11 protein-coding genes are annotated in these 11,421 nt (G+C 63.8%); 5 read left to right on the top strand and 6 right to left on the bottom strand.

Going from position 1 to position 11,421, the window contains the following annotated elements; translation table 11 throughout:
• The 4 genes from GZ997_RS01420 to GZ997_RS01405 form a co-directional block, all read left to right on the top strand.
• The coding region (locus GZ997_RS01420; protein WP_162678565.1) for a DUF933 domain-containing protein at positions 1-111 on the top strand (111 nt) is incomplete at its 5' end.
• Positions 108-2,666: an N-6 DNA methylase gene (locus GZ997_RS01415; RefSeq protein WP_203233881.1), complete on the top strand. Its 2,559-nt coding sequence runs from the start codon at positions 108-110 to the stop codon at positions 2,664-2,666. The genes GZ997_RS01420 and GZ997_RS01415, both read left to right, overlap by 4 nt.
• Positions 2,667-2,734: 68 nt before the next feature.
• Positions 2,735-4,312: a recombinase family protein gene (locus tag GZ997_RS01410; protein ID WP_162678564.1), complete on the top strand. Its 1,578-nt coding sequence runs from the start codon at positions 2,735-2,737 to the stop codon at positions 4,310-4,312.
• A gap of 126 nt (positions 4,313-4,438) precedes the next feature.
• Positions 4,439-4,966 (top strand): antirestriction protein ArdA, encoded by a 528-nt coding sequence (locus GZ997_RS01405; protein WP_162678563.1) that lies wholly within the window; start codon positions 4,439-4,441, stop codon positions 4,964-4,966.
• Positions 4,967-5,006: 40 nt separating this feature from the next.
• Here GZ997_RS01405 and GZ997_RS01400 read toward each other — a convergent pair whose 3' ends face one another.
• On the bottom strand, positions 5,007-5,219 hold the full coding sequence (locus GZ997_RS01400; RefSeq protein WP_162678562.1) for a helix-turn-helix transcriptional regulator: 213 nt from the start codon (positions 5,217-5,219) through the stop codon (positions 5,007-5,009).
• A gap of 118 nt (positions 5,220-5,337) precedes the next feature.
• On the opposite strand from GZ997_RS01400, the gene GZ997_RS01395 reads away from it, so the two are divergent.
• Positions 5,338-6,237, top strand: a complete 900-nt coding sequence (locus GZ997_RS01395; protein WP_162678561.1) for a hypothetical protein — start codon at positions 5,338-5,340, stop codon at positions 6,235-6,237.
• Positions 6,238-6,886: 649 nt separating this feature from the next.
• Here the strand turns inward: GZ997_RS01395 and GZ997_RS01390 are convergent.
• The 5 genes from GZ997_RS01390 to GZ997_RS01370 form a co-directional block, all read right to left on the bottom strand.
• Positions 6,887-7,483: a hypothetical protein gene (locus GZ997_RS01390; protein WP_162678560.1), complete on the bottom strand. Its 597-nt coding sequence runs from the start codon at positions 7,481-7,483 to the stop codon at positions 6,887-6,889.
• Positions 7,464-8,705, bottom strand: coding sequence for a relaxase/mobilization nuclease domain-containing protein (locus GZ997_RS01385; RefSeq protein ID WP_162678559.1), 1,242 nt, complete (start codon positions 8,703-8,705; stop codon positions 7,464-7,466). The genes GZ997_RS01390 and GZ997_RS01385 overlap by 20 nt, the downstream gene beginning before the upstream one ends.
• A gap of 7 nt (positions 8,706-8,712) precedes the next feature.
• Complete coding sequence (locus GZ997_RS01380) at positions 8,713-9,129, bottom strand: hypothetical protein (RefSeq protein WP_203233880.1); 417 nt, start codon at positions 9,127-9,129, stop codon at positions 8,713-8,715.
• Between the two features lie 163 nt (positions 9,130-9,292).
• On the bottom strand, positions 9,293-9,598 hold the full coding sequence (locus GZ997_RS01375) for a hypothetical protein (protein WP_162678558.1): 306 nt from the start codon (positions 9,596-9,598) through the stop codon (positions 9,293-9,295).
• A gap of 64 nt (positions 9,599-9,662) precedes the next feature.
• On the bottom strand, positions 9,663-11,421 hold a 1,759-nt coding region (locus GZ997_RS01370; protein WP_203233879.1), incomplete at its 5' end, for a Rep family protein.

The following is an 11,421-nucleotide window of genomic DNA, read 5'->3' as shown; positions in this document are numbered from 1 at the left end:
GCCGAGGTCCGCGCCCATGGCAAGGTCCGCATGGAGGGCAAGGACTACGTCATGGCCGACGGCGACGTGGTCGAGTTCCGCACGGGACTTACGTCTGGGAGTAAGAAGTGAGCGAGCAGGCCGCAGTGACAGTCCCCAGCGACGACGAAGCGCCGGACGGCAAGGTCGTCGACTATATCTCCGGCATCCAGGTGCCTGCCAAGCCTGAAGAGATGCTCGCGGTCCAGCCGTTCGCCCGCCAACTCGTCGAGGACTACGGCTACCCCAAGGTGCACATCCGCACAAGGCCCCAGTGGCACGTGAAGGCGCGCCCGTCGGACCGGGCGAAGACTTATCCGGTCGACATCGCCGTCTTTAGCGGCGACCAGCATCGCGACGAAGACTTGTTCCTCGTGGTCGAGTGCAAGAAGCCGGACCGCCGCGATGGCCGGGACCAGTTGGAGGACTACCTCCGCCTCTCCCGCGCTTACCTCGGCGTCTGGACCAATGGGGACGAGCGCCTCTTCCTACGAAAGCGGGAGGCCAACGGTAAGGTCACCTTCGACGAGATCCCTAACATCCCGCGCTACGGGCAGCGCGTCGAGGACATCGGCCTGTTCAAGCGCGAGGATCTACGACCGACCCATAACCTCAAGGCCGTCTTCCGCTCGATCCGTAACTACCTGGCGGCGAACGCCGTCGGCATGACGCGCGACGAGCCCCTAGCTCAGCAGATCATGAACCTCATCTTCTGCAAGATCTACGACGAGCGATTCACGCGACGCGACGCTGTCGTCACCTTCCGGGCGGGCGTGGACGAACCCGTTGCCGACGTGGCGGCGCGCGTGAAGGAGTCCTTCGCTCACGTGGTCAAGCAGTACAGCGATGTCTTCGACGACACGGACAAGATCGAACTCGACGACCGCTCCATCGCCTACGTTGTAGGCGAGCTCCAGCAGTACTGCCTGATCGAGTGCGAACGCGACGTCGTCGGCGACGCCTTCGAGACGTTCATCGGACCCTCCCTCAAGGGCGGCCAGGGGCAGTTCTTCACGCCGCGCAATGTCACGCACCTGGTGCGGGCACTTGTGCGCCCGAAGATCCAGGACATGGTGCTCGACCCAGCCTGCGGCTCGGGCGGCTTCCTCGTCGAGGCCCTGCGTGGCCTGTGGGACCTCGTCGATGACCGTGCCGACGAGCTGCAGTGGCCCGACAGCGAGCGCGAGAGCGAGAAGCAGAAGGTCGCAATCCGCCAGCTGCGGGGGATCGACAAGGATGAGTTCCTCAGCAAGGTGGCCAAGGCCTACATGGCGCTACTCGGTGATGGTCGCGGTGGGATCTTCTGTGAGAACTCGCTGGTGCCGATGAGGGACTGGGGTCTCAAGGCTCGCCAGGAAGTTTCCGTCGGCGAGTTCGACGTCATCATGACTAACCCGCCGTTCGGTCAGAAACTCAAGGTTACCGAACGCACGACCCTGGCCCAGTACGACCTCGGCTCCAAGTGGCGCAAGGCCAAGGGTGGTGTCGGCTACGAGAAGACGGATAAGGTCGCGGACTCGCAGACCCCGCAGATCCTCTTCATTGAGCGCTGTCTCGACCTGCTCAAGGATGGCGGCCGCATGGGCATCGTCCTGCCGGAGTCGATGCTGTGCAATCCGTCTCACCGCTACATCATGCAGTACGTACTGAGCCGGGCGACGATCCACGCGGTCATTTCCGTGCACGAGAACCTCTTCCAGCCGTACACCCACGCCAAGACCGCCGTCGTGCTCTTGGAGAAGGGTGCTGAGCCCTCTGGCGAGTCGCACGACGTGTTCATGGCCGTCGCCCGCTGGTGCGGGCACGATTCACGAGGCCACTCAATCCCGTTCGACGACCTGCCCAAGATCGTCGAACGCTGGGAGAAGTATGCGGACGGTGAGGCGCTGGACTTCGACCACCTCGGCTTCGTCGTTGACTCCGCGCAGATCACGGACATGATCTACCTCCCCAAGTACTACAACCCCGAGGTCCGCGAGTCGGTTGAGCGCCTATCGAAGACCCATGACCTCGTGCGCCTGGGTGATCTGGTCACCCAAGGCGTGCTGTCAGTCTCGACCGGCGACGAGGTGGGCAAGCTGGCCTACGGCACGGGCTCGATCCCGTTCATCCGCACCAGCGACATTGCAAACTGGCAAATCAAGGGCGACCCCAAGCACGGCCTCAGTGAAGCTCTATACGAGTCGCTGGCGGATAAGCAAAATGTCGCCCCTGGCGACATCCTCATGGTCCGGGACGGCACCTACCTCGTCGGCACCTGTGCCATCGTGACTGACCTGGACTGGAAGATCGTCTACCAGAGCCACATCCTCAAGTTCAAGGTCCTCGACGAGAGCAGGATGGACCCCCATATGCTGCTCGCTCTGCTGTCGTCACCTGTGGTCAAGTCTCAGATCTTCGCCAAGCGCTTCACGCAGGACATCATCGACACCCTGGGTAGTCGCTGGGCTGAGCTGGTCCTGCCGGTGCCTAAGGACTCCAAGCGGTGCAAGGAGATCACCGACTCAGTGAAGAAGGCGATCCTGTTGCGGCGCGAGGCCTCCGAGCTTTCGTGGCAGGCCGTCCAGAAGGTCGCGCCGAAGGTGGAAGGGGACCTCGAGCTGCTCGACGACGAGGCGGGGTACGGCTTCGGTATCCTGAACCAGTAGTTCAGATATCGTCTGAACTCGGGGTCGAGTTCCGGACGGGACTAACATTTAAGCGCTAGCGTGCTCCCATGGCTGTCCAACCCAACACCCCAAGCGAGCGAGCAAGGCCCAGGCGGGCCGCCATCTACCTGCGCATCTCCCTTGACCCCGAGATGGAAGGGCTGGCGATCGACCGGCAGCGCGAGGACTGCGAACGCATCGCCAACAACAGGAACTGGGAGGTCGTGAGCACCTACGCCGACCAGTCGATCAGCGCCTTCAACCGCAACACCAAGCGCCCCCAGTACGAGCAGATGGTGGCCGACTACAAGGCCGGGCTGTTCGATGCGCTGATCTGCTGGGACCTCGACCGCCTCTCCCGCCAGCCCAAGCAGCTTGAGGACTGGGTCGAAGCTGCCGAGAACCACGACCTGATAGTGGTCACCGTCAACGGCGAGGTCGACCTGAGCACTGATGCCGGTCGCCTGTTTGCGCGTATCAAGCTGGCGGTGGCCCGTCAGGAATCCGAGCACAAGGCCTCACGGCAGTCGCGCGCCCAGAAGCAGCGGGCCGCCCTCGGCCGGGCGCCCAAGGGCGTGCGCCCGCTCGGCTACGCCATCAACGGAAGCACCATCGAGAGCGAGGCAGAGGCCGTCAGAGCCATTTTCAGGGCCTTTCAGCGTGGGGACAGCCTCCGGGCCATCGCAAGGGCGCTGAGCGGTCTACAGGGGCCGGACGTGGCCGCTGGCGTACCGAATCTGCCCAACCACACCCGCACGCGGACCATTGAGCGCAACGCCAGGCGCGAGGCCGAGGGCAAAGAGCCCCGCCCCGTCCCCGACGACCGGCCGTGGAACCCCTCGACCGTGCTGGGCATCCTGCGCAACCCCCGCTACGCCGGTTACTCGGTCTACACCGACAAGAAGACCCGCAATCAGCCCGCCGGACCCTCCCGCCGCAAGGCGATGCGCAACAACATCGTGCGGGACGATGCCGGGGAGCCGGTCAAGGGCCAGTGGGAGGCCATCATCCCCCCTGACCAGTGGTGGGCTGTGCAGGACATGCTCGACGAATCCGACCGCGTGACCAACCGGACCGGCAGCACCGTGAGAAAGCACCTGGGCGCCGGGCTGTACCGCTGCGGGCAGTGCGGGCGCCGCGTAATCACACGCAGCATCTACTACTCCTGCCCAGACGGGCACATGAACAGGAGCCGCGGAGCCATCGACGACTTCGTGCGCGCTGTTGTGGCCCGCCGCCTGAGCACCCCCGAGCTGCTGGCCCTGCGCGAGGTGCCCGGACAGGGCGAGGCCGACAGCTTCTCCCAGCGGATCGCCGAGCAACGAGCACGCATCGAGCGCGCCCAGAACGACTACGACGAGGGGATCATCGAAGCCGCCGACCTCGCCCGTGTCCGGGGCAAGGCGCGCACCGAGATCGACCGGCTGGAAGCCGAACGGCTAACAGCAAGCACCGGCTCCGTCATGGCGCCCGTGCTGGGCACGGCCGACCCGGGCGCCGCCTTCCTGAGCAGCAACATAGCCACCCAGCGCATGATCATTGAGACGCTGATGACCGTCACGCTCAAGAAGGTCCCCCAGGGACACAAAGGCTTCAACCCCGACAGCGTCGAGATCGAGTGGCGCGGAGAAGACGAAGGCGCCTGAAAACACCCCCAAGGGCCGCGTGGCGGCCCCGGGTCCGGTGTTGGAGGCCCGGCCCGGCCCGTGTGCGCCATTTTTCGAGTTGGCTGCCCCGGGCGGGCCTCCTTCCTGGCTGGCGAGGGAACAGACATGAGCGCGACAACGACGAAGGCGCCCAGCGTGTGGCTGGGGTGCCTGAGCTGCTACATGGAGGGCCGCCTGGTGGGCAGGTGGGTACCAGCCCTGGGCTGCGGCGCCCTGACCCCGGCGGACCTGCACGACGGGGAGCCCACCACCCACGACGAGGTGATCGTCTTCGACTACGAGGGGCTGCCGTCCTTTGGTCACCTCACGCCCGGGGCTGCGGGCCGCTGGGGTGAGCGGTATGCCGAGGTGGGGCCTGGGCGGTGGGGCGAGTACATCGCCTGGGTGGAGGCCACCGGTGTGTGCCAGGACGGCGAGCCGCCCAGCAAGGCCGCCTTCGATGAGTGCAGCTGCGGGGCGTGGGAGTCTTTCGACGCTTTCGCGCTCGCGTACGCCCATGACGGTCCGCTGGCTGGTGCGGGGCGGGAGTGGTCCGCCTACTTCGACCTTGACCAGTGGACCCGTGACCTCGCCTATGACTACGACGTCACCAACGCTCCGGGCGGTGGCGTGTACGTGTTCCGTTCGCTATGACTGGCCGCCGAGGGCTGGTGCCCGGCAGCGGGCGCCCGGCTCAGTCCAGCAATGTCCGGGCGTCGAGCTTGAGGTCGGCCGCGAGGGAGTCGACGGAGTCGAGTGTGAGGTTGCGTTCCCCGCGTTCGATTCCCGCCAGGTAGCGAGCGCTGAAGCCTAGCTGCTCGGCGAGCTTCTCCTGCGTGAGGTTACGGCGACGGCGCTCGGCGCGCAGGTTCGCGCCGAGCCGCTTCTTCAGCGGTACGTCAGCCACCCACACATGTTCTTAACCGGTAGCCACCAGTTCCAGGTAGTCATCGATTCCACTGGAAGCCATGTATTCCGCTAGAGTGCAAGAGACCTCACACCCCAGCTGAGAGGAACCCCACCCCATGAGCCCCAGACCCGCACACGACGGAGCGTCAACGGTAACGACCATCGACATCACTCACGGAGAGGAATCCACAACAATGAAGACCAGGACCGCCAAGCGGTCTAGGGCCGCTCTCGCGGTCCTGGCCGGACTCTCGCTGGCGCTCACGGCGTGCGGCAGCTCGAATGATGCCTCGAACAGCTTCGGTGGCGACGCTGGTGGCGACGCTGCTGTCACGCAGGAGGCGTCTGAGACCTCGAATGCTGTCGTGTACGAGTTCGAGGAGGCGAGGGTCAACGATTCAGATGATCAGACGGTTCTGGCCGCAGTCGAGCAGCCGCTTGTTGTCAGGTTGTCTGACGAGCTGAAGACAGCGGTCGAGGCCGATGGCGGTGTTGTCGCTGTCAAACAATTCACGATCACCGCAAAGTCATTCAGCACTGGAATGTGTCGTGTGGACGTCGATGTTGACTACAGCAGTGACGATGCGTTCAACACTGTAGCTCAACGTCTGATCGAGGACGAGCATGCGCGACACGAGGGGGTGGAAAACTACAACTTCGATGACGAACAAGACGTTTTCTGGAAGTATGTTGTCGACACTCACGGGGAAGCTGAAATAGTCGAATCCGTACCTGAAGACTCTGAACTATCAAACAGTAACACTAGCTATGTAACATCCGACTACTCGCATGCAACGATTGTAAAAGAGTGTGATGACCTCGACGATGAAGAGGTAGCCTTCCCCTACTACATACTACCGTCCAGAGAGAACATTAACGTTTGGGACATCGCTGCATCCCTCGAATATGAGATCATCTCCGGCGTTGACGGTGGCGCAACAATCTACGCTACCAAAGGCTATGCGAACGCAGACTTGAGCATCTCCGGCGATTGGGCGCCCATCGAGTCCGACTGATCACCTCATACACCCCCCCACCCGACCCCGGTGCTCCCCACGGAGTGCCGGGGTCGCTTCTTCGTTGTCGCAGCTAATTCATGCATGATGACGAGCGCCGTTTCTCGCCTAGAACCGACGTGTCGGGAGCGTGATCACTTCAGTCGCGCCGCTGGCAGCTTTGACGTTGAGGCGGTACAATATACGCAGGCGCTACGGTCCACGTCGCCTTGATCCCTGATTAGGAGGAAAACTGTATGGTTCGGTATCAGAGTGTCGAAGACCTGTTTAAGAGTCTGAAACCGCTTCCGAAGAGTGAGGTTCAGAGACAGTTGCACAAGCTCGATAACAAGGCTCTCGCGGAGCTCGTTGAACTGTGCAGAGAGCCTAGGCTCAGTGGTAGCGACGTCTGTGATGTTGCCCGCAAAGTAGTGGCCTCTAGGCGGGCCGGGCGAGATAGTGTCAGAACCGCGTCGACCTCCGTAAGCACCCAGTTCGAGTCGTTGTGGCCTCAATCATCGCCCACGGCAGGCGAGGATAATCAAATGTCCATGTAGCAAACGTGCTCTAGAAGACTGGGCTTTAGCCCTCTGAGCTCTTGACTGCAGGCCCCCCGTCACCGGCGCCTGGCTGGTGACAGGGGGGGGCTGTCCCGTGGTGATGCTTACAGTCACCACCGCCTGAACTCACCGTCAAGCCACTTGAGCAGCGCCCAGATCAGCCAGCAGAGCAGGGTGACGAGCGCCACCGCTGCGGCGGCCCACAACAGCTTGGCCCACACCGCCGTTGCTGCTGTGAACTTCGACCACAGGAAGGCCAGCACGGGCGCGACCCCCAGGAACTGCGTGATGGTCCATACCAGGCCTCCGACGATGATGATGGAAACGCACAGTGGCAGGAGAGCTATCGAGAAGCGCCCGACGGCAGTCCAGGTGGCCACACTGGACAGCCTGTCGACCTTCGAGATCACCCTCTCTGCCCACTCGTCGGCATTCTTCACATCCTCAGCAAGCTCTTCAACCCTCTTGGCCTCGACCTGGGACACGCGCTTCTCAAAGTCCTTCACGGACTGCTTGACGCTCTCGCCCGTGGCCTGCACGCTCGCGGTCATCGCGTCCACCAAGGGTCGAACGGCTCGCTGCACCTCACCATTCAGATGCTCCAAGACCTGCTTGGTGACCTTAGAGGTGTCCAGCCTGTAGTAGGGCACCTTGCGAGAGCGCTGTTCCTCGGTCAGCTCCTTGACCTTAGAAGTCAGGTCCGTCATAGCCTGACTCTGCTTGTCCGCTCGACCCTGGAGCTGCTGAACCAGTGCTAGGGCTTGCAAGTCCGCTTGCGTCACTGTCTGACCGTTGTCCAGCTCGAAGCGCTGCGAGCCAACGATCGTATTCGAGAGCTCGACGAGCGTCTTCTTCAGCTCGCTTAGCTCGTGCCTCATCGAGTCGCCTGCTTGCTGCGAGGCTTGCGCGGACTGCTGCGAGGTCGACAGAGCTTTCAGGTCCTCGTCCATCCCCTTCACGTTGCCCGCCAGGGTTTGCACTGCTTGAAGCAGCCGGGCGTTGCTGGTCTCGAGGCTTTCGAGCCTGGACGTGAAGTCCTCCGTCTCGTCCTGCTGGTTCAGGTCGTCCAAGATTCCCATGGTTGGTGTTCTCCTTCGTTGTCTGCTGTGTCTGCTTGGCTTGCCTGGTGGCGTGGTGGTTGAAGATCTGCTCGGCCTCATCGGCGGTGAACTCGTGGCTGAGCGCGGAGGCCTTCTTGCGACCCCACTTGCCGCTCTCGCGTCGCATCTTGAAGCTCCACCCGTCGCGGTCGGTGACTGCCAGGCGTACACCGTCCTTGGCCAGGAGGGCTTCGAAGGCCTCGCGGTTGGTGCAGCGGGGGTCTCGTAGTGCTTCGGCGACGATGTCACCCAGCGACTGCTCGAACCCGCCGGGGGCGAAGTCGTTGCGCCTCAGGTCCCAGTCGGGCTTGGGCCTGGTGGGCTCGGGCAGCACTTGCAGGCCCAGCTCATCCATCAGCTCGTCGTTCAGCTGGTGCAGCCCGTGCGTCCAGGACGTGTAGCGGGTCAGGCACTTGCCAGTGAGGTTGTCGTGGTTGGCGACAACGATGTGCGCGTGGACGTGCTGGCCCTTGGCGTCGGTGTGCACTGCCACGAGGTAGTCGGCGGTGTGCATGCGCTTGGTGAGCTTCACCGCGATGTCACGCACCCGCTCCACGTGCTCGGGGCTGTTCACGTCGAACTCCTCGGGACTGAAGGCGAGCACGTAGGTGTACGCCTCGACCTTGCGGCCGCTGCCGAGTGCGTGCGCCTGAGCGGCTTGCACGAACTCGGCAGGGTCGCTAGTGCCCGAGGAGGTATGGATGGTGAAGGCCGAGGCGCGAGTGGCACCGGACTCGGCGCGCTCGCGCCCGGCGCGGCCGGCCCCGTATAGCACGTAGCCCACGGCAGAGGCGATACCCCGGCAGCTTCGAACATTGATCGTGCTCATCGCGGGCCTACCTCGTGGTGTCCCCGAGCTCGCGGCGCAGGCTGTCAACGCTGGCCTTGACCTCAAGCAGCAGATCGCCGTCAACCGCCGAGCCGCGGCGCAGCGCCTGGTTCAGGTTCACCCCGACCCGGCGCAGCTGCCCAACCGCCTCGGCGACCAGCGGCGACTGGCGCGGCTGGCTCGCCTGAGCCGTGATGGACCGGACCTCATCACGTCGAGAGTCCAAGGCATCACGCAGAACAGCCCTGAACCACGCGCTCGGCGTGATACCGAGCGAGTGAGCACGACGCCTGACGGCCTCGTGCTCCGCCCGGGACACGCGCACATCAATATGCTTATCGAGCGTGTCCCGGGCATCCCCCACCACGCGCTGCGTCTCCTTCGGGAGCGTGGTGGGGGATTCGGAACCGGCAGTGCAAAGCACCTTCTGAGCCGGTCCCGAGTGGTGGCCAGCAGGGAACTTGTCGGACACCATCGCTTCGCTCGGTGTCCTCAAGTCCCGCTGGCCTCCGTCCTCGCTCGCTGCGCTCGCTGCGGGCGGAGGGTTACCGGGGCTCGCAGGCGAGCCCCAACCCGGCAGGCGGACATCACTCACCGTTACCACCACCCGCCGGGTAGTCGGCGCCCTCGCTCTGCTGCGCCTGCGAGGCAGCCGCCTTGCGCGCAGCAGCCCGGGCCTTCGCCCGCGCGCTACGCTCAGCACGCTTCGCCTCGCGGGCATCGCGCACGCGAGAGGCAAGCTGCTCGTAGTAGTCGGCGTTGTCCTTGCGCAGCTCGGCGGCCACCGCAAGATCAACCTCGCGCTGCTCCTTCGCCTGCGCAGCCTTCAGCCTCGCGATCCTCTCACGCGCGGCCTTCTGCTCCGCAGCGATTCGTTCTTCAAAAGAGGGCATTGGTTATCTCCTTTCGTACTAGCCCTCGACCCCAGCGGACGCGGGGACGTCTTGATGGGGCCGTCTAGAAGGCGGCATCGCACACGTTGCAGTGGAACTGCTGAGGCTGACCGTCAACGGTCCGGTTGAGCACCCGATCGAACTTGAACTCGATCGGCGGCTGTGGCCACACCCCATCGGCGAAGTGAGCGCTGTTGAAGTGTTCCATCACGCGCCGCTTGGCCTCATCTCGGCTGATGAAGCCCGCAGCTGCGTTGTCTATCGCCTTGTCCAGCACCTCCCGCTGGTTCACCTCGGCCTCCGAAAGTGGCTGACCCGCGTCTGCGAACTCGGCCGTGATCGACTTCGAGGCCGAGTTCGCGGCGGGTAGGTGCAAGCGCTCGACTTGCGCGACGATCGGCGCGACCGTCTGGCGTTCGACCTCATCACGCGCAGCCAGCTTTTCGGCTTCATCCTCGATCGCGCTCAAGCTGCGGTGCAGGTGCTCGAGACTTTGGCGCAGGTGGTTGTGCTCTTCGAACACTCGGTACTCCCGGGTGCCTTCGAGTACGCCGCGGTTGATCCACACACTGAACTCGCCCTCGGATACCGGGATGATGATGGGGAAGCGGCGCCAGGCCTGCCCCGTGTCCTCCGCTTTGAAGACGGTGCCGTGGCGGTCCGTGTACTCGCCGGCCAGGCCATCGAGAAACTTGGCGTAGTCCTCCGGCCCGGTGATGATGTTGACCTGGTTGACCAGGTGGACCGAGCCGTACTTGATGTTAACCGTCACGCGGTTATCTGGCTGGCGGTGCGGCTCAAGCAGGCTGAACAACGGGCCGCGCCCCCCAACCACCTTCAGCATGTTTCCGGCCCGGAAGTCCGACCAGATCAGCACCGGCTCACCGTCATAGCCTTCGAAGGAGACGTTCTCGCTCTTGACCGTGAAGGCCGGGTGCTCGACGTCCCGGTACAAGGCGCGGGCGAGCGCCATAGCGAGCAGGTCCTTGCCCACGCCGCCGGGGCCGAAGATGTAGAAGTTGAGCACCAACTCCGGCTCCGGGAGGTTCCGGAGGTAGTCGCGGCGCATGTCCTGCAGATGGCGCATGACCCCGGGCGAGGTCCAAAGCTCCGGATCAGTCTGCCGAACATAGTCGAGCGTCCACTCCCCGGAATTGACCTTGAGAGCGGCCTCTTTCTTGCGGCGCTTGAGTGCCTTGTTCAGGCCCTTCTCCCGGCGGTCCTCCTTGTGCTCATCCAGCTCCGGACGCCAGTCGAAGCTCGCATGAACCTCGTTGTCGTCGTAGAGGTGCTTGCCAGCCTTTAGCTGCTTGTCGTTCTCGTGCGTCAGGTACTCCACGAGATCGAGGAACGCCGAGGGCGGCCTCGGTTCGACCTGTTGCGGCGGGACTTCGAACATGCGGGCCATGTCCGCGACAGACGCGTATGACTTGCGCGAGATGGCGATATGAACGTGATCGGCCTTGTGGGCTCCAAGCGTGAGTGCCGGGTTCTCACTCACTTCTTGCGGGCCGTAGACGTCCTTGTCGTGCAGGATCCATGCCCAACGCGTGTTGCCCTTGCGTTGAACGCGCTTAGCCACCTCCTCCGTCGTGATCAGAACGCGCCCTGTAACGGGGTAGACCAGGTTCTGCGTGATGAAGAAGCAGCGACCGCCGTTCTCGTTCGCGTAGCTCCACTCGCCACCGTCGCCGTACGGGTCGTCTTCAGTACCTACCAGGTCGAGCAGCCGCAGCGCCTCCGGCAGTGCAGCGTCGGAACCTACCGCCGCGGCGTCAGAAGACAGTCGATTTTGCCCGAAATCGACTAAATCGACTGCGTCG

The organism is Actinomyces sp. 565 (genome assembly GCF_010365615.1).
In the GTDB taxonomy this organism is placed as follows: Bacteria; Actinomycetota; Actinomycetes; order Actinomycetales; family Actinomycetaceae; genus Actinomyces.
This window is presented reverse-complemented; position numbering and strand designations above follow the sequence as displayed.